Annotated in this window: 17 protein-coding genes; 15 read left to right on the top strand and 2 right to left on the bottom strand. The window is 39.2% G+C overall.

The genetic code is table 11. The annotated features are described in order from the left end of the window. Positions 1-306: 306 nt before the first annotated feature. From ACFX4H_RS05965 to ACFX4H_RS06025, 13 genes are all read left to right on the top strand, one after another. A complete protein-coding gene (locus ACFX4H_RS05965; protein WP_034306763.1) occupies positions 307-732 on the top strand; it encodes an OsmC family protein in 426 nt (141 codons plus the stop codon). A 342-nt stretch (positions 733-1074) separates the two neighbouring features. Beyond that, a complete protein-coding gene (locus ACFX4H_RS05970) occupies positions 1075-1395 on the top strand; it encodes a hypothetical protein (RefSeq protein WP_034306760.1) in 321 nt (106 codons plus the stop codon). A 262-nt stretch (positions 1396-1657) separates the two neighbouring features. Further along, positions 1658-2119 (top strand): hypothetical protein, encoded by a 462-nt coding sequence (locus tag ACFX4H_RS05975; protein WP_249597907.1) that lies wholly within the window; start codon positions 1658-1660, stop codon positions 2117-2119. A gap of 895 nt (positions 2120-3014) precedes the next feature. Continuing rightward, positions 3015-3338 (top strand): ArsR/SmtB family transcription factor, encoded by a 324-nt coding sequence (locus tag ACFX4H_RS05980; protein WP_034306755.1) that lies wholly within the window; start codon positions 3015-3017, stop codon positions 3336-3338. A 2-nt stretch (positions 3339-3340) separates the two neighbouring features. Beyond that, a complete protein-coding gene (locus ACFX4H_RS05985; protein WP_063593577.1) occupies positions 3341-3733 on the top strand; it encodes an SRPBCC family protein in 393 nt (130 codons plus the stop codon). 82 nt (positions 3734-3815) lie between these two features. Continuing rightward, on the top strand, positions 3816-4409 hold the full coding sequence (locus ACFX4H_RS05990; protein ID WP_241636125.1) for a YdeI/OmpD-associated family protein: 594 nt from the start codon (positions 3816-3818) through the stop codon (positions 4407-4409). A 1512-nt stretch (positions 4410-5921) separates the two neighbouring features. Next, entirely contained in the window at positions 5922-7802 is a 1881-nt protein-coding gene (locus tag ACFX4H_RS05995; protein WP_377434753.1) for a transporter substrate-binding domain-containing protein, read from the top strand. Positions 7803-7826: 24 nt separating this feature from the next. Beyond that, positions 7827-9203 carry a sigma-54-dependent transcriptional regulator gene (locus ACFX4H_RS06000; RefSeq protein WP_328138026.1) on the top strand — a complete coding sequence of 459 codons (1377 nt, stop codon included), beginning with the start codon at positions 7827-7829 and terminating at the stop codon, positions 9201-9203. Positions 9204-9365: 162 nt separating this feature from the next. Next, positions 9366-10373 carry a TAXI family TRAP transporter solute-binding subunit gene (locus tag ACFX4H_RS06005; protein ID WP_249597910.1) on the top strand — a complete coding sequence of 336 codons (1008 nt, stop codon included), beginning with the start codon at positions 9366-9368 and terminating at the stop codon, positions 10371-10373. Between the two features lie 19 nt (positions 10374-10392). After that, positions 10393-11493, top strand: a complete 1101-nt coding sequence (locus ACFX4H_RS06010) for an ABC transporter substrate-binding protein (RefSeq protein ID WP_328138025.1) — start codon at positions 10393-10395, stop codon at positions 11491-11493. Positions 11494-11512: 19 nt separating this feature from the next. Then, entirely contained in the window at positions 11513-12673 is a 1161-nt protein-coding gene (locus tag ACFX4H_RS06015; protein WP_249597911.1) for an ABC transporter ATP-binding protein, read from the top strand. Continuing rightward, complete coding sequence (locus tag ACFX4H_RS06020) at positions 12637-13581, top strand: ABC transporter permease (protein ID WP_283867817.1); 945 nt, start codon at positions 12637-12639, stop codon at positions 13579-13581. Before ACFX4H_RS06015 ends, ACFX4H_RS06020 begins: the two co-directional genes overlap by 37 nt. Then, a complete protein-coding gene (locus ACFX4H_RS06025; protein WP_095678476.1) occupies positions 13581-14387 on the top strand; it encodes an ABC transporter permease in 807 nt (268 codons plus the stop codon). Before ACFX4H_RS06020 ends, ACFX4H_RS06025 begins: the two co-directional genes overlap by 1 nt. A gap of 64 nt (positions 14388-14451) precedes the next feature. On the opposite strand, the gene ACFX4H_RS06030 is transcribed toward ACFX4H_RS06025, so the two are convergent. After that, positions 14452-15093 (bottom strand): hypothetical protein, encoded by a 642-nt coding sequence (locus ACFX4H_RS06030; protein WP_377434489.1) that lies wholly within the window; start codon positions 15091-15093, stop codon positions 14452-14454. Positions 15094-15203: 110 nt separating this feature from the next. On the opposite strand from ACFX4H_RS06030, the gene ACFX4H_RS06035 reads away from it, so the two are divergent. Both ACFX4H_RS06035 and ACFX4H_RS06040 read left to right on the top strand, forming a co-directional pair. After that, entirely contained in the window at positions 15204-16610 is a 1407-nt protein-coding gene (locus tag ACFX4H_RS06035; protein WP_377434492.1) for an FAD-binding oxidoreductase, read from the top strand. Further along, a complete protein-coding gene (locus tag ACFX4H_RS06040; protein WP_377434495.1) occupies positions 16607-17938 on the top strand; it encodes a (Fe-S)-binding protein in 1332 nt (443 codons plus the stop codon). Before ACFX4H_RS06035 ends, ACFX4H_RS06040 begins: the two co-directional genes overlap by 4 nt. Positions 17939-18154: 216 nt before the next feature. Here ACFX4H_RS06040 and ACFX4H_RS06045 read toward each other — a convergent pair whose 3' ends face one another. Continuing rightward, positions 18155-18784: a homoserine/threonine efflux transporter gene (locus ACFX4H_RS06045; protein ID WP_034306727.1), complete on the bottom strand. Its 630-nt coding sequence runs from the start codon at positions 18782-18784 to the stop codon at positions 18155-18157. Positions 18785-18795: the final 11 nt, after the last annotated feature.

Raw genomic sequence — 18795 nt, forward strand, 5'->3', positions numbered from 1 at the left:
GTTGGCGGAAAGGGAGCGGATTTCTGAAATCATCTGGAATATTTTTTTAGGTTTTAAAGCCTGAAGAGGTGATCAACGTTCAAATTTTACAGTATGACTAACTAAGCAGGACTTGTGGGAAGAATATAAGGTATGGAAAATCATCACAAGTTAGGGTATAAAAAATCCAGAATCCAAGTGATGTATATTTGCATACTGACCCCATTACGGCAATATTTTTTAATACTTAAATGATATAAATTTACATTAATTGAAATGTGGTCCATTTTTAGAACAAAACAACAAGAAAGGGAGGAATCGAAATATATGAAGACAATGATTACATGGACAGGGGAACTGGCCTTTTCTGGCACAACTCCGTCGGGACATGAAATAAAGATGGATGCCGCCGAAGAAGCAGGAGGAAAAAATAGTGGAGCAAGACCCACAGAATTACTTTTACACTCTCTTGCCGGCTGTACAGGAATTGATATTGTAATGATTTTAAAGAAAATGCGATTTGAAACAAAGGCCTTTCAAATAGAAATAGAGGGGGCACGGTCAGAAAATCATCCTAAACGTTTTACCGATTTTCATATCCATTATTTATTAGAGGGAGATCTACCTGAAGATAAAGTCGTCCGTGCGATTCAATTATCCAAAAATACGTACTGTTCTGTGTATCACTCATTAAATGCCAACATTAAAATCAGCTATTCAATAAATGGTGTTAAAGGAAAACAAGACATATAATATGTAATTTAAAGGACTATTGTTTAACAGGAAGTTGTTTTACATCCGTATAATAAAAACAGCCCCATTTTTGAAAATGGGGCTGTTTTGACTGAAATGAACATCCTCATTTCACCAAAACGTGCAAACCACAGAAAATAATCCCTCTCATGTTAATCCAAGGGTATTCTTTCGAAAATATCAATCTAAAATTGGTTTTCAAGGTTAGCGAACTCCATTTTACGGAAGGAAAGGGATAATTCAGTAAGCAAGTAATCAAAATGTAATGGTTTGTCATTGGAATGCCCTTGATGTTAGGAGTTTATCCATATAAACTTTAGATACTATTGAGGAGTGGTTAAGTTGAAAGAGATAACAATTGACAAATTAATTTTTAAAAATCATTTATCGATGATTGAGCAATATTCATTGAAAGATTTCATGTTTAAGTGGCTCGGCAGCCCCGAAGAAGGTTTAGATGATCTTCTCCCGCTTACATACACAGATCAAGTTTTTGCAAAAATGGAAACGACATTGGAGACTAAAATCAAGATTCATGGAGAAGAAATTTTCAGATATGTCACCATTACGGAAGATAATCAAATTGTAATAGGGGGCTTGGACTCGAATCAAGAGTTAAAGTTTAGAATTGTGTCCCTGGAAGAGCGTTTGAAAAGCTACTAAAACTGAATCATAATTTTCAAAAATAAAAAGGCCGTTCCTGTGGAATGGCCTTTTTATTTCATCACGTTAAGAGAGTCGTCAATACCACATGTTAACTGTACTCGAAAGTAATTGATAGCCTTATCTTATGCAAGCTAAAAAGCGAGTAACTCTTTAAACTCGCGATGTTTTTGGATTAATTTAACAAAATATAAATGTTTATTGGTTTGTCTTAGTATATTATAGAGTAATGAAGTCGACTAAACATTTGGGGGGAATTGAGATGAGCGAGACGTTGGCAAGTTCAATAAAAACGCTTTTGAAGGAAACGTTTGAAGGACCGGGAAATGAAGGGAGCTATTATACTGATTCAAAACCGAATACCGGGGTTTTTGGTACACTTGATGGCTTAACCGCAGAAGATGCTTCACGTTCCATAAACGGATCGACAATTGCGGCACACTCAGACCACACCCGGTATTATTTATGGGTGATCCGATCGATGATCAATGGCACAGACTTTGAAAAAGATTGGGAAGAAAGCTGGACCATTGCTACTGTTGATGAGGTGAAATGGGCTGAAATCAGAGAGGAATTACATAAAGAATATGTATCTCTTTTCGCAGAAATCGAAACAATCGATTTAGGAAAATGGCTGACAAATGTAAATGCGATCATTGCCCACTCAGCTTATCATCTTGGAGCGTTACGGCAAATGATAAAAAGCCTTGAAATAGAAAAATAATATAATATATTGAGAGTTTTTAAACTGATTGGAACGTATGGCACTCGCTTTCCGAAGGAAGTCCGCCCTCGGCACTCTTGCGCCTGGATTCTCCTTTCGACACGCTTTTTCCGCGGGATTCAGGTACACGCGTTCCAATCAACTTTGTTTGAAAAACCCAGATAGATACTTTTAGTCTTAGTCGATAAGAGGGGTTGAAATGATCTCATCCCTAAGTTGAGGGTTTATAATATCAGATAGTTTATTTCCTTTTTCATATTTTTGAATGAGTCATTATTGATTTATACTTACTTCGTCCGAATCTCGTGCCGTAATTCCTCTCCTTCAATTCCATTTGCCTGTCATTTGCTTTTTTACTTTCTTGCTCAGTCCATATGAAAGCAGAGTTAAAAATTGGGCCTCCTTATAAAATCCCAAGTAAACACCCATATCTCTGAATTTCCGCAATCAAAAGTGTCTCTTTTTTAAGTACCATACATAATATCTGAGTTAAGATCTCAAGTAATATACTTCCATTCTCCGAATGAATCATCATAATCCCTACCCAATCCGTCTAGTGAATCAAGGAATAGTAAACGCCTTCACGAATGATTAAGTGCATCCCTGATAAGCAAACCTGTAAAACTCTTTTCCGCTTTGCTTATCAATGAAGATATAATTCCAAAATACTCCTTTGCTGAAACACGAGCATATCCAATATTCAAAAATAGCAATTGATCATATATGAATCACTTTAACTAACGGGGCCAATTTAGTTGTAAAAGGATTTAATAATATACTTGATGATATTAGAATAAAACAAATAAAGTGTGTCAATAATAAAATTGACAGGACACCAATCAGTGTCATATAATAAAAGACACCAATTGGTGTCTAGTTAAAAGGGTGGGTGATTTTGAACGAGAAAAATCAAGAACGTGATATTTATGTAGCCATCGCTGACCCAACAAGACGTAAATTGCTACGTTTGTTGGCGGACGTGGAGGAATTGCCACTAAATGAGTTGACCGTACATTTTGAAATGGGCCGTACTGCGGTTTCAAAGCATTTGGCAATCCTTAAAGAGGCAGGTCTAGTAATCAGCAGAAAAGTCGGCAGGGAAACCCGTTATCGACTGAATGCTGGTCCGTTGAGAGAAATTGAGGATTGGGTATCGTTTTACAGAAGATTCTGGAGTGAAAGAATATCACTTTTAAATCAAATATTAGAGGAGGAATAAAAATGAGTTTAACAGTAACACAAGATTTTAATTTTAAGAGCCCGATCGAGAAGGTATGGCTTGCCTTAACGGATGCAAATACTCTTGGGAAATGGGTAATGGCTAATGATATTAAACCTGTCGTCGGACATAAATTCCAGTTTCGAAATGAACAGTGGAATTTAATTATTGATTCCGAAGTTCTTGAAGTCGAGGAGCCTTATAAGTTATCTTACACCTGGGTAGGTGGCGGTATAAACACTACAGTCACATGGACCTTAAAGCACGAGGATGGAACAACCCACTTACATCTCGAACAAACAGGATTCGAAAAAGAAGATCAAGCGTTCAATGGTGCGAAATATGGTTGGGCGAAAATGGGCGAAGAACTTAATAACGTGTTAGAGGTATTGTAAGACCAAACCTCTGCCTTGTTTTTTAGTATTTAGCTAACGTATAAGAAAAAAGCAAACTGCTCGGAAAGAGGAGTGTTCCGTGATGACAAAAAGTAGAACGAATCCTAAGGTTGATGAATTTTTAGGTAAAGCTAAAAAGTGGAAAGAAGAATATGAGACGTTAAGAAATATCGTTCTTAACTGTGAACTGACCGAAGAATTTAAATGGATGCATCCCTGTTACACGTTTGAGAATAAAAACATCGTTTTAATACATGGATTTAAAGAATATTGTGCGCTTCTGTTTCACAAAGGTGCCTTGTTACAGGATGCCCACGGGCTTCTAATTCAACAAACGGAGAATGTACAGGGAGCGCGCCAGATTCGGTTCACTAATGTTCAAGAAATAGTTGCAACGGAATCCATTCTGAAAGCCTATATTCATGAAGCCATTGAAGTTGAAAAAGCCGGGTTGGAAGTGGAATTTAAAAAGAACGAAGAATTCATAATTCCTGAAGAACTTCACAATAAATTCGATGACATCCCTGCCTTAAAAACTGCTTTTGAAGCATTGACACCAGGAAGGCAAAGAGCATACATCCTTTATTTTTCACAAGCCAAACAATCCAAAACCCGAGAGTCAAGAATCGAAAAATGCATGCAGAAAATTCTCGATGGGAAGGGTTTAAAAGATTAATATATTTGATGAGAAAATATATTAATTATGTTTTAGATTTCACCCCACTTTGCGTTCATTCGAACTCCTTTTTGGAACGCAAGTAACCACTCAACCGAATAATAAAATGGATAAAAAACAAAAAAGTGATCCATAGAGTGTAAGCGATCTGCCGTGAAAAAGCCTACTTGTTGCAGCTAAGGAAAGAAAAAAAAAAAACAAAGTGTACCTTGTTTTTTTGCTTAAAGGTCACTTTTTTTGAGCTAACGGGTGCTTATCTTAAGTAATGCTTTCAACATACCATTAATAAAATATGGTACTTTTAAGGAGTAGCAAAAAAGCCTAATTTCTCAATTTTATTACTGAGAAATTGGGCTTTTTTAGAATATTTCAATTCAGGAAAATGCTAACGACCATGGCCCACTTCGCGTATCATCTTGGACCGTTAAGACAAATGATAAAAACCCTTGAAATGGAAAAAAAGATAACAATTTGATGGTTAACATGATTGGAAAATTGGGCAATCTTTGTATTCTTGGGCACGCTTTTCCCGCAGGGTTCTCTAACACCCGCCCCAATCAACTTTGTTTTTGAATATAGAACTCGTCTTGTCTGCAGTTTTTTTAAAGTCGGTGTAAAAATTAGATCTCCACTCCTGGCACTCGCTTTCCGCGGGCGGTCCGGGAGCCTCCTCGGCGCCTTGCGCCTGTGGGGTCTCCCCTGGACTTGCTTTTCCCGCAGGAGTCTCGTACCTTCCGTTCCAATCAACTAACGTGTTTTAAATGAAAAAAATGCAGGCTGATCTTATGCCGAACCATGTTTAAGACTAGTTTATCCTTCATGTTTTTCTCCTGTAATCCTTAATGGATGGAAGAAATTTGCGACACTCCTGCCGAATAACTGGCTTGACGAGACTCCACAGACGCTTACTTTGATGTGGCTTGGCAGACAGTCGGCGGAAAGGGAGCGGATTTCTGAAATCAACTGGAACTTATTCAAAGAAAAAACTCCAGGCAAACGCGTTTTCTTCGTATATGTCTAAAAACAAGACAAGAGTAACCTTCATGTTTTTTTACTGTAATCCTTAATGGATGGAAGAAATTTGCGACACTCNGGCGGAAAGGGAGCGGATTTCTGAAATCAACTGGAACTTATTCAAAGAAAAAACTCCAGGCAAACGCGTTTTCTTCGTACTTATCTAAAAACAAGACAAGAGTAACCTTCATGTTTTTTACTGTACTCCTTATTGGATATGGCAGCTTATGCATTCAGAAACACACTCTTTTGTAGGTTATTGTTATATTGTGTCAGATTATACTAAGAATTCTTTACATATTAAAGGGTTCAAGTCTTAATTGGAGAAGTATATAATCATGATGTTTTTAGCAAAGGATTACTGACCGCAAGGATTTTGACGTAAAAGGAGGGCTCTTAATTAAAAGGCAGCTGTTTAAACTAAGTATATTTTGCTTTATAATCTTTGTTCAAACATTATGGTCTCCCGCTGTTTTTGCTGAAGAAAAAACATTTATAATTGCTGGAGAAAGTGCCCTTCCACCATTTTCATTTGAAAATGAAGCTGGTGAACTGACAGGCATCAATATTGATTTAATGGAGGAAATAGCGAAATATAATGACGTAGATTTCGAATATATTCCGATGAGGATGGAAGAAGCCGAAAAAGCCTTAAGTAACGGAACAATTGATGCAATTGTTGGAAGTACCTATAATACCGAAAAAGATAACCAATTTGATTTCACGCAATCCTATTTTACGATGTCCCAATCCATAATCATTCCTAGTAAAAGGAAACAGGATATTCATACGTTAACGGATCTACGTGATTCACATGTTGTCCTTGACCATAACACACCAGTTATCAGTACATTTCTCAATATGAGGAATACAAACTTAACGACCGTTTCAAATCAATACTCAGGAATTTTAACATTATTGAACAACCGAGCTGATGTGTTCATCGGAAACAAATGGACTGCTGATTTCTATTTAAAAAAATTCCACCAAGAAAAGAATTACATCATTCTTGATGAAGTCATTGAACCTGCGGATTATACGATTGCAGTGAAAAAGGGAAATCAATCGCTTCTTTTCATGATGGACAATGCACTCACAGAACTTAAGGCAAACCGAAATATCAATGGGATAATCGATAAATGGGTAATGCCGCAATCCAATCAGAAAATTGCCAGACTTGAACAATTCATATTTTGGTTGATCATAATCTTAACTGCCGTGGCCCTTATCCTTCTAATCATTTACATATGGAATCAAAAGCTAAAAAAATCCGTACATAACCAGACTTTGAAATTACATTTATTAAATAAGGATTTAGAGAAACAACGGCAAAACATCGCTAATGCTGAAGCGTTCAAAGATCAAATCTTAAACAATATCAATAATGGCATCATAACATTCGATCTAAATTTCATGATTACCAGCTGCAATTCAAAAGCATCGGACATTCTTAACATTTCCAAGGAAATGATTCTGAATCTTACGAATCATTCGCAATTGATGAAGAATTTCGAAGCTTTACATCAAGAACAAAATGATAATAATTGTATGGGTTCTTTTCGAATCTTGGTATTAAATGAGGAAAATGAACAGAAGGTGATTTCTTATTCGATGCATAAGATGTTCAATACTGAAGATATACAAACCGGATACTTACTTTCCATGAATGATGAGACGGAAAAGAAAACATTGGAGAAAAAATTGGTCACACAAGAAAAGCTGCACGCTCTAGGTCAACTCGTTGCAGGTGTCGCACATGAAATTAGGAATCCTTTAACATCGATTAAAACATTCATTGATTTACTTCCGAGTAAATATGATAATCCTCAATTCCGACAAGTTCTAATGGAACACTTACCTACTGAAGTTAACCGCTTGAATGGGATTGTTACCGATTTAATTGAATATGCACGTCCGCGGCCGCCAAATATTACAAATTGCCACGCTCATGAGCTTATATCCTTACTTGCTTTTCATAAGGTGACGATGGAAAAAAACCAAATAAATTTCGAGCAGATGATTGAGGAGGACATTATATTTTATATAGATTTACAACAAATTCAACAAGTACTTCTTAACTTGGTGTTGAATTCGATTCATGCCGTTGAAGAAACAAAGGAAAAGACCATTAAAATCACCATTGATAAAGTGAACGAAAAGACAGGGCGGATTGCCATATCGGATACGGGAAGAGGGATGAAGCAGGAAGAACTGAACCATATTTTTGAGCCTTTTTTTACAAATAAAGAAAAGGGCGTTGGTTTGGGACTTACGTTATCGTATAGGCTTATTAAAGAAAATAACGGAGATATCCATGTGAAAAGTTATCCTAATTCAGGAACGACATTCACCATTTTACTACCTATATATATTGAATAGAAGCCTGGAAAGAGGAGGAGTCATATGAAAATGCAAGTATTGGTGATTGATGATGAACCTGCTATTTGCACCGCTCTTAGCTTTGCATTGGAAGATTCTTATGATGTCATGACAACTACGGAACCGGATGAGGGTCTACGGAAAATAGACAATCAGCACTTTGATATTGTGTTACTTGATTTGAGAATAGGAAATAAAAGTGGACTTGATGTCCTACAGAAAATCAAACAAATATCACCTAACGTAACAGTCATCATGATGACTGCCTATTCATCCATTGAAACTTCCATTGAGGCCATAAAAAAAGGAGCCTACTACTATATTGAAAAGCCAATTAATATTGAAGAACTTTCTTTGTTGTTGATGAGGGCAGCCGAATTCAAACAGATGTCCAATCAATTGGAGACATTACATGAAGAATTAGAGATTCAAAAGGGGTTCGGTAACTTCCTTGGTAACAGCAAGGCGATGCAGCGTATTTTCTCAATGATCGAAAGAGTGAAAGATATTGATTCCAGTGTTCTCATCACAGGAGAAAGTGGTACTGGAAAGGAGCTTGTAGCCCGAAATATCCATACGTTGGGAAGAAGGAAAAACAATCCAATGCAGATCGTCAACTGTGCAGCAATTCCTGAGATGCTGCTGGAATCTGAATTGTTCGGTTATGAGAAGGGAGCATTTTCAGGTGCAACTCAGAGGAAGGAAGGGAAATTCGTTGCTGCTAATGGAGGCATCCTTTTTCTGGATGAGATCAGTGAAATGCCCCTTCCACTTCAAGCCAAATTATTAAGGGTATTGCAGGAACGGGAAGTGACGCCTCTGGGATCCAATACAAAAATCTCATTGGACGTCCGTATTATAAGTGCAGCCAATAAAAACCTGGAACAAATGGTGATGGAAGGGGAATTTAGGGAGGATTTGTTTTTCAGGCTAAATGTAATTCCCATCTCGATGCCGCCACTAAGAGATAGAAAAGAAGATTTACCGATCCTTATGGATTATTTTATAAAAAAACACGCGAAGGATATGAATCGTGAAGAAAAGATGTTCTCGGCAACTGCACGTCGGATTTTACTGGATTATCATTACCCTGGGAATGTCCGGGAGCTTGGAAACATTATAGAATATGCTGTTGCCCTATCAAACTCAAAAAAAATGGAAGAAACCGACTTGCCGCAATATGTTCAAGAACAGAAGTTCATTCCCCAGCCGGATGGCCCTGCCGATGATTTTAACAGTTTCAGGATTCCCATTGGGATTTCCATGAAAGAGATAGAAGAAAAAGTCATAACGGCCACACTTCAATATTGTAATAACCATCGGCAAAAAACAGCCCAAATCCTAAAAATTTCTGAAAGGAGCCTTCGTGATAAAATCAAGCTCATTTCAAAAGAAGAATAAAGGGTTCATCGTGTTAACCGGCAATTTTTTCTGGAAAACCGGAAAAAATTGCCGGTTTATCCTTGTATAACATTCTTGAAATCGGCAGGATTTGCGTTTTAAAGCAGAAAATCGACTTGGCATGGCATTTGCATCTAAATTCATTAAGAAAGGAGGATCACGATGAAAAATGGAGCACTCTTTATAAAAGTCGCTTTGTTATTTTGTTTCATGACAGGATGTTCTTTTATGAATGAGCAGCAGGAAATATCTAAACCTGCTACTACCTTGATCCAAAGGCAACTAACTTCTGAAGGACAGGATTTAAATAACAGGATGTTAATCATTGGAACCGGAGATATGACAGGTGTTTACTTTTCATTGGGACAAAGATTATCAAATATGTATGAAAAATACAACGGGGCTGTGTCAGGTACCCAAGTCACCGATGCTTCCATCGAAAATACTGAATTGGTTAGCCGTCATCGGGCAGAAATTGGTTTTACCTCAGTGGATGTACTGGATTTGCCTGAAACGGATAAATCCAAGTTAAGAGCTTTAACGGCCCTATATTCCAATTATGTTCAAATTGTTTCTACTAAACAAAATGATATTGATTCCTTGGAAGATTTAGTGGGTAAACGCATTAGTGTAGGGACGGCTGGAAGCGGTACAAGGCTTATTGCAGAGCGGATACTGTTAGAATCCGATTTACCGACTGATCAATTGAATTTATCCTATCTTTCTTTTTCTCAATCTGCAGAAGCATTACGAAATGGTACCATTGATGCAGCTTTCTTTTCTTCGGGAATCCCTAATAATGAAATCGCTTTCATATCCAAGCAGACGGAACTAACTTTCATTCCAATACCGGGAGACATCATTGAACGCCTTCAAAAACAATATGGAGTTTATACTCATAATGAAATTCCTAAAGATACATACAGGGGGATGAAAAAAAATGTCCAAACGATTTCAATTAAAAATGTCCTGGTAACCTACAAGGAAATGTCCGATCCTCATGCTTACAGCCTTGTGAAAACATTATATGAACATCTGCCTGAACTGCAGCATACACATCCAGCTGCTTCTGATATTTCAATAACGGAAGCAACTAAACAAGTTCCCTTGGACTTTCATCCAGGGGCCGTGAATTATTTCACTGAACAAGGAATTATTGGAAATCAATGAAAAACGGGAGGTAATGATTATGAAAAAGCTGATGAGTCTTTTATCAATAATAGTATTGATTGCTCTTGCGGGATGTGGTAATCCTACTCCGCAAAAACCGGGGGAATCCGTACAAACGGGTGCTGGTGAAAAAGGAGAGAAAAAAATAACGATAGCCGGTAATGGCGGTGTCATCGAAAGTGCCATCCGAGATGTGATTGCCCCAAAATTCAAAGAAGAAACGGGAATCACGGTTAATTATATTTCCGGTTTATCAGGTGAAATCCTATCCAAAGTGGAATTACAGAAGAATGCTCCGCAAATAGATGTTGCCCTTTTTGTACCGGTTGATGTTATACGCGCTAAGGAGAAGGAACTGATCGTACCAATTGATGAGTCCAATGTTCCCAATATGAAATCGGTGGATTCACGGTTCATTCCGGTTGAAAATGCCGCCGCTCCAGCATTTGGTTTGGTAATTGCACCAGCTTATAATACGGAAACCTTTAAAAAGGAAGGCTTAAAATCAATTGAATCATGGAATGATCTTGTCTCTCCTGATTACGAGGGTAAAACGGCATTTTCAGATATTACGAATGATTGGGGTTTCAATACCCTTAATGGTCTGGCGATTTCAAACGGCGGCAGTACGGAAGACATGGAACCAGGTCTCGAAAAGGCAAAAGATCTTGCAGCGTATTCCAATACATTTTATAAAAACTCAACGCAAATGATGCCAGCGATCCAACAAGGAGCTGCTGACGTAACGGTCATGGGAAGTTATTCCATCGGTGAATTAGCCGTTTCAGGTATTCCGATTAAGATGGCCGTGCCTAAAGAAGGCGTGCCGCTTCAAGCTTTCAGCGCTGGTCTAGTGAAAAATACGCCAAATAGCAAAGAAGCCCTAGAATTCATCAACTATGTAATCAGTGAAGAAGCACAATCATTAATTTCCGAAAAAGGATTTTATCCGACAGTGGAAGGCATGAAAATTCCAGAAAAATATGAAGAGTCAATCGGGCTTAAAGCAGGTGATAAAACATTCAAACCTGATTTCGCCAAGTTTGCCGAGATCCGCGCAGAGGTGTCAGACAGATGGGCGAAAGAGGTTACTCCTGAATTAGGGAAAAAACTCAAATAAAAAGGAGCGTGTTGATCACATGGAAGTATTAAAAAAAGATGTGGAAATTAATAAGCAACACCTGGAGGCAGTTCAGGGGGTTGGCTCAAATAAAAATGATGTAGAGATAAAAGGCGCGTTTAAACAATTTGGAGCGAATGTTGTCCTGAATGGCATTGATTTGGAGGTGAAACAAGGAGAGTTACTCACTCTTCTTGGTCCTTCCGGGTGCGGAAAGTCCACAACCTTAAACCTTATTGCCGGGTTCCTCGATCCGGATCGGGGCGAGGTCCATATTAAAGGCAATAATGTTACGAAGGTTCCGCCTTACAAGCGTGATTTAGGAATGGTTTTTCAAACCTATTCGCTTTTTCCCCATATGACAGTCTATGAAAATCTCAGTTTTGGCTTGAAACTGCGCAAAGTCGGGAAAGCTGAGCAAAAAAAGAAGATTAGTAAAGCGCTTGAATTAGTGAAAATGTCAGGATTGGAGAATCGTTATCCAAGGGAATTATCAGGAGGTCAGCGTCAGCGTGTAGCGATTTCAAGGGCACTTGTTGTTGAACCGGAGCTCCTTTTGCTTGACGAGCCGCTTTCAAACCTTGATGCAAAGCTGCGTCATGAACTAAGGGCCGAGATTAAGCGTTTACAAAAGGAAATTGGCGTAACGACCATTTTTGTGACTCATGATCAAGAAGAAGCTCTATCCATGTCTGATCGAGTCGTGGTCATGAATGCAGGTAAAATTGAACAAATCAGTACTCCGACTGAAATATACAATCATCCGAAGACAGAGTTCGTCTTTCAATTCATCGGGAAATCGAATTGTTTTGAAGGGAATGTGTCTGCTGTCGATAAGCGGAAAGTTGCAGTCAAGATTGGTTCTGATATCACTCATGTCGACACAAATAACGTCATGGGAAATGAAAGTGATCTGAAAACCGGGGATGAGGTAAAACTTTATATTAGACCGGAAAAACTGCAAATTGTTTCTCTCGATGAAAAATCTTCATCTCCATTGGATTTCCATCGTGCCAAGATCAGCCAAATGAACTATCTCGGTACCTCATGGGAAATCAATGTTCTGTTACAGGGGAAAAGTATTCAAGTATTGACTTCCGCTTTCGATTCATCATGGCAAAATGGAAGTGAGGTGTTGATTGGATGGAGCCCATCAGAAGTTATGCTAGTCAAGAAATAGAACAGCAAACGAGTCCTATTGAACCGCAAAAGAAGCCTAAAAGCAAGAAAAGGAAAGTCTGGGTGCCGGGATTACTTCTTTTAACGCCGATTCTACTTTTCATATTTGGTTTCTTTGTCATTCCGATGTTATACATTTTATATTTAAGCTTCATATCCACAGATAATCTTGGAGGAACGGAGGCAGTTTATAGCATAAAAAACTATACACAATTATTTTCCGATAGCTATTACTTATCTTCCTTATGGCTGACAGTGAAGATCAGTTTATATTCGGTCTTGGTTGCTTTATTTCTAGGATATCCAGTAGCTTTGACAATGGCCAAAAGTTCAGCGCGGATCAGAGGGTATATCACTCTCTTGATCGTGTCACCGCTCTTGGTGAGTATAGTTGTCCGTAATTTTGGCTGGTACCTTTTGCTCTTGCCTAATGGAACGATTAATCAAACCTTGATGGCCCTTGGCATAATAGATGCACCATTGAAACTATTGTTTTCGGAGATAGGAGTTGTGATTGGGCTTTCCAATGCATATCTTCCTTTCATGATCTTATCCATCGTAGCAAGTCTTTATAATATCGATCCTTCTCTTGATAAGGCAGGAGCCATTCTTGGGGCAAGCCCATTCAGAAGGTTCTTTTCCATTACATTGCCGCTAAGCATCCCAGGTATCGTATCTGGCTGCATTCTCGTATTCAGTTTGTCAATGAGTGCTTATGTTACGCCTGCACTAATGGGGGGAGCCAACGTGCCCGTGATGCCTGTTGTCATCTATGATCAAATTAATAACCTGCTGCATTGGACATTCGGATCTGCTCTTTCTTATATTCTATTAGCAACCACTGTCATATCGGTAGCCGTCTTTACCAGAGCGTTTGAAAAAGGGAAATTCAAGGAGGTATTCCGATGATGAAAACGTTTGGCGGCCTTCGGGTTGCAGTAGCCGTTTTGGCCATTATCTATATCTTGATCCCGCTCATTGTCGTTATTCCCGCTTCTTTTACAAGTGCCAATTATCCAAGTTTTCCGGCTGAAGGCTTTTCACTGCAATGGTATGCCAAGATTTTGGAGCGCCCTGAATTTTTGGAAGCATTTTTGAATAGTGCGAAGTTCGCAGCATTAGCTGCCCTTTTCTCCGTCATATTTGGTACTTTGGGTGCCCTTGGCATCGCAAAGTATGATATTCCGGGAAAATCGTATATTACGGCCCTTTTAACTTCTCCATTAAGTGTACCGCAATTAGTCTTAGGGATCGCACTCTTAATGTACTTTACACCAATGATGCTTGCCGGTACGTCTACAGGATTTTTAATTGCCCATATCGTGATTTGCATACCATATGTCATGCGGCTCGTATTAACCGGTTTAAGTGGATTTGATTATAATCTCGAAAGGGCTGCGGCCATACTTGGAGCCAATCCACTAACGGTATTCATGAAAGTGACACTGCCGCTAATTGGATCCGCGGCCATCTCAGGGGGATTATTCGCATTTTTGACATCATTTGATAATGTAACGGTCTCTCTTTTTATGGTATCACCTGAAATGAGAACGCTGCCGATCGAGATTTTCTCGCAAATGCAGGATGCCTACAATCCAATCGTCGCATCCGTGTCGAGCGTGGTTATTTTCATATCAGTCCTTCTGATTGTCATACTTGAAAAAATTCAAGGTGTAGGCAAAGTTTTTGGCGGTTCGCATCATACAAACGGTTAAAAAACGGTATATATGATGTGACATACGATCATGCTCGCAAAGTTATGATTTTTTCGAAGAAAACTCATGTGTACATTCCATTCAAATGGGCCAAACACCTTTTCGCAGCCAATAACGGCGCCGTTAGGACAGGGACAGAGGGATTAACCTGCTTTGCGATATGTTCCATACTATATTGTGAAAGCAAAATCACTTCTGTCTTTCCATCCAATTGTTCCACCATCTTTTTAACCCGATCGTCATGTTCCTTTCTTTTTCCTTGTGATAATAAATGGATGATTCCGGGATCGACCAATGACTCGATCATACAGTCCGGATTCTTATTTAATAGGTAATTTTGAAGGGCGATCGGCGTTTCTTTTACGGTGGAAACCAGGCCAATGCGAGTATAGCGAAGAGCTTCATCAAGCATGGCCTCATCTGAACGAAATAACTTTACAGAGTATATAGGCTGTAGAATTGCAGTGATGTCATTAAAGGCAGAGCAAGTAAGCTGGATGCATGAAACATCAGAATCATAAGCTAAATTCACTAATGCAGAAAAGCGGCGGATGATTTCAGGAGTTAACTTGCCGCTCTTTTCCATCAAGGAGAGAAGGGACGTGTCCATGAAATGAAGGAGTTCAATGTTCGGTGCAACCGTCTGAAAGGCAATTTCAATTGGTTTTAGTGCAGTTGTGGTTGCATGAATCAGTGCGATTTTCAAAAAAACCCTCCTTTTTTTTTCATCATTATACCTAGTAGAATCCTAAAATGCCATTATATTACATACGGGTAGACCTTACCATATTTCTATTAAGAAAGGAAGTGGGAAGCATGGAGAAAGAAGCCTTGGTCGATCTTCGACAGGTAATTCCAGGTGACAGAATGTTTCTTGATTTGGCAGAAAGGTATTGTTATAGCTATGACGCTTCTTTTGGGGAATATTTACCCGAAATCGTCATCCAGCCAAAAAACGCGGAGGAAATCAGTGCAGTGGTTAAATTGGCTAATACTCACAAAATACCTGTTTACCCTAGAGGATCAGGAACTTCGCTAAGCGGCGGCCCTTTACCTGTTAAAGGGGGTATGGTTCTTGATATGACCCTTTTGAGGGATAAATTGATCATTGATTGGGAAAATATGCTTGCTATAGTCTCTCCAGGTGTGATTACGGCAGATATTCATAAAAAGGCTGAAGAAGCCGGCTTATTCTATCCGCCGGATCCAAGCAGTTCCAATGTAGCCACTATAGGCGGGAATCTATTAGAAAATTCCAGCGGGCCAAAGGGATTGAAATACGGAACGACAAAAGAATACGTGATAGGTCTGGAGGTTGTCACCCCGACGGGAGATATCATTCGTACTGGCGGAAAGACCGTAAAAAATGTAACTGGGTATGATTTGACCCGATTGATCGTAGGATCGGAAGGTACTCTGGGCATCGTAACTGAGGCAATCATCCGCTTAATACCAAAACCTCAATCTAAACAAACATTTGTCGCCCACTTCAATCATTTGATAGACTCTGGACATGCCATTACCAGCATTTTATCATCAGGAATTCTACCCTCTGCCCTGGAATTGATGGATAATGCGTGCATCCGTGCTGTTGAAAGCTACCGTCCTTCCGGGTTGCCTCTTCAGGCAGAAGCGATTCTTATCATAGAAATAGATGGACACCCATTGGCGATTGAGGAAGAAATCAATAAATGCGCCGATATATGCAGGGCAGAGGGTGCTTCATACGTCAAGATAGCGGAGACAGAGGAAGAGCGCCAAACGATTTGGAGTGCGCGTAAATTGGTTTCCCCGGCCATTACACAAATGGGTCCTACAAAAATTTCTGAAGACGCGACCGTTCCACGCAGTCAAATACCGGCAATGATGGAGAGATTAAACAATATCAGGGAGAAATACGGGTTGAACTTGGTTGTATTCGGTCATGCAGGGGATGGGAATTTACATCCGAACATCATTACTGATAAACGAAATATTACGGAAATGAAAAAAGTGGAGCTTGCTGTCAGTGAAATTTTTGAAGCGGCAATCGAATTAGGCGGAACACTTTCAGGGGAACATGGAATCGGTACTTTAAAGTCACCATATATGGAAATGGAATTAGGAATAACCGGAGTGAATATGATGAAAAAAATTAAAGAAGCATGGGATCCCAATAATATCCTGAATCCAGGGAAGATTTTTCCTGACAAGGGACAGACAAGGGTCGTGTTGGTTCCATGAATCTACCCGCCAAACCGAATGAGTCAAATGCCGCGGTCCAAAATTTATATTCAGATGCCTATGATTGGACAAATCAATGCGTAAAATGCGGATACTGTTTACCTGCATGCCCTACATATGAATCAATGGGTGTGGAATCCGCCTCTCCACGCGGTCGTATCAATCTAGTGAAAATGGCAGCCGAAGGAAAAATAGATTTCCAAAAAGATTTAGCTGAACCAATCGACTTATGCTTAGGCTGTCGTGCTTGTGAAACAGCATGTCCTGTTGGTGTGCCATACGGACATATACTGGAAGCGGCTAAAGAAGCCATTGAAAACTCCCCGTCAGCAAACCAAAAAAACAAAATGACAAGAATCAAAAAACTGGCATTGGTTCATCTTTTTCCATATCCAAAACGAATGAACAGGATTGGAAGTGCAGTGCAGCTCTATCAAAAAACCGGCTTATCCAAGCTTATCCGTTCATCAAATATATTGCAGAAGGTTTCCCCTGCCCTTGCACATTTAGAACAGGCACTTCCAGACATCGAGACTTCTTCCAAACGTATCCGGCCAGGTACGATTATGCCGGCAAAAGGGGAAACGAAATTAAAAGTGGCATTTTTTACAGGGTGTATCATGGATTCCATGATGTCACGAATTAACCGTCTTTCCATTGAGCTGCTTACCATAGCAGGGTGTGAGGTCATTCTCCCTGAAAATCAGAATTGCTGCGGTGCTCTGCATTCCCATCAAGGTGAAACAATACAAGCGAAAGCATTGGCAAAGAGGAATATCCAAGCCTTCATGCAAACGGATGCTGATGTAATCGTAAATAACGCAGGAGGCTGCGGTGCTTCGCTTCTTGAATATGGACATCTATTGGCAGAGGATCAAGAATGGGCTGCGGCGGCAAGGGCTTTCTCGGAAAAATCAAAAGATATCAGTCAAATTCTTCATCAATTGGGGCCGCTACCCTTCACTGAAGGATGGCAAGGCATCGTTTCCTATCAAGATTCATGTCATTTACGCAATGTACAAAAGGTCCAAAAGGAACCTCGTTTATTATTGCAATCCATACCAGGAGTTTCCTATGTCGAAATGGAAGGGTTTGACCGTTGCTGTGCATCTGGAGGCATATACAATCTTCTCCACTTTGATGAATCCATGAAAATTCTTGATGAGAAAATGAAGAATCTTAACGAAACGAAAGCAACTACCATTGTTACGGTTAACCCAGGATGCCAAATGCAAATGAGCATTGGCATCCAAAGGGAGGGAGCGGCGAACCAAATGAAAAGTTTGCACCTTGTTGAAGTACTTGCCAAGGCTTGCGGCTTGGATTGACAAAAAGGGATACTTCAAACTTCATAGGACATTACTTCGTCAGTATTTCCTGCACCTATGGGAAAATACTGACGTTTTTGTTTTAAATGATGAAGACGGAAAAATCTTTGCAGTCAATAAAGCAGTGCCATATGTATAATTAAAAAGATATCGGTGCCGATTCGTAAATGAAAAAAACCGTTCAATTATCTGAACGGAATGTGTGAGTAAATGAATTTAAATTCCTGTTTTTATTCCAAAACCGATTAAAATTAAGCCAGTTGACTTTTGGAATGCTTTCTGGAATTTGGAATTGTTCATCCATTTTTTTGCGTAATCAATTAGATAAACAAGAAATAGAAACCACAGTACAGCGAGCAAGGTTAAGATGAAGGCTAATATAATCAATTGCTGGTTTACATTTCCGTTCAAATTGATAAATTGCGGCATGATTGTGATATAAACTAAAACGGTCTTTGGATTCAGAATATTATTAAGTAATGCTTGCATGAAGGAATCTTTATTGTGCCGGTTTGAATACTTAACAGGTGTATTTGCTTGTGCTTGAATTTCTTTTAAGGAAAAAACGCTTTTAGCAAAAAAACTTTTTATCCCTAAGTAAATTAAGTAGGCGGCTCCCAAATATTTGATTGTACTGAAAAGAATCACAGACTTTGCAATGACAACAGATAGTCCAAGAATGGCTATAAGCGTCCAAAAAGAAAGTCCCGTTGCCATTCCGAGAACGGTATAACGTCCCGCTTTCGGACCATGGCTAAGCGTGTTTTTCACTAAGAGCATTGTATCTGCTCCCGGTATAATAACCATCATCGCCACTATTGATATGTATGTAAGTAAGCTGTCCAAACTAATTCCCC

This window comes from Peribacillus sp. YIM B13477 (genome assembly GCF_042787955.1).
Lineage (GTDB): Bacteria > Bacillota > Bacilli > Bacillales > DSM-1321 > Peribacillus > Peribacillus frigoritolerans.

What these genes read in the sequence shown, in the direction of transcription:
- ACFX4H_RS05965 (WP_034306763.1), top strand. Translation starts at nt 307, where the DNA reads ATGAAGACAATGATTACATGGACAGGGGAACTGGCCTTTTCTGGCACA.
- ACFX4H_RS05975 (WP_249597907.1), top strand. Translation starts at nt 1,658, where the DNA reads ATGAGCGAGACGTTGGCAAGTTCAATAAAAACGCTTTTGAAGGAAACG.
- ACFX4H_RS05985 (WP_063593577.1), top strand. Translation starts at nt 3,341, where the DNA reads ATGAGTTTAACAGTAACACAAGATTTTAATTTTAAGAGCCCGATCGAG.
- ACFX4H_RS05990 (WP_241636125.1), top strand. Translation starts at nt 3,816, where the DNA reads ATGACAAAAAGTAGAACGAATCCTAAGGTTGATGAATTTTTAGGTAAA.
- ACFX4H_RS06000 (WP_328138026.1), top strand. Translation starts at nt 7,827, where the DNA reads ATGAAAATGCAAGTATTGGTGATTGATGATGAACCTGCTATTTGCACC.
- ACFX4H_RS06005 (WP_249597910.1), top strand. Translation starts at nt 9,366, where the DNA reads ATGAAAAATGGAGCACTCTTTATAAAAGTCGCTTTGTTATTTTGTTTC.
- ACFX4H_RS06010 (WP_328138025.1), top strand. Translation starts at nt 10,393, where the DNA reads ATGAAAAAGCTGATGAGTCTTTTATCAATAATAGTATTGATTGCTCTT.
- ACFX4H_RS06015 (WP_249597911.1), top strand. Translation starts at nt 11,513, where the DNA reads ATGGAAGTATTAAAAAAAGATGTGGAAATTAATAAGCAACACCTGGAG.
- ACFX4H_RS06020 (WP_283867817.1), top strand. Translation starts at nt 12,637, where the DNA reads ATGGAGCCCATCAGAAGTTATGCTAGTCAAGAAATAGAACAGCAAACG.
- ACFX4H_RS06025 (WP_095678476.1), top strand. Translation starts at nt 13,581, where the DNA reads ATGAAAACGTTTGGCGGCCTTCGGGTTGCAGTAGCCGTTTTGGCCATT.
- ACFX4H_RS06035 (WP_377434492.1), top strand. Translation starts at nt 15,204, where the DNA reads ATGGAGAAAGAAGCCTTGGTCGATCTTCGACAGGTAATTCCAGGTGAC.
- ACFX4H_RS06040 (WP_377434495.1), top strand. Translation starts at nt 16,607, where the DNA reads ATGAATCTACCCGCCAAACCGAATGAGTCAAATGCCGCGGTCCAAAAT.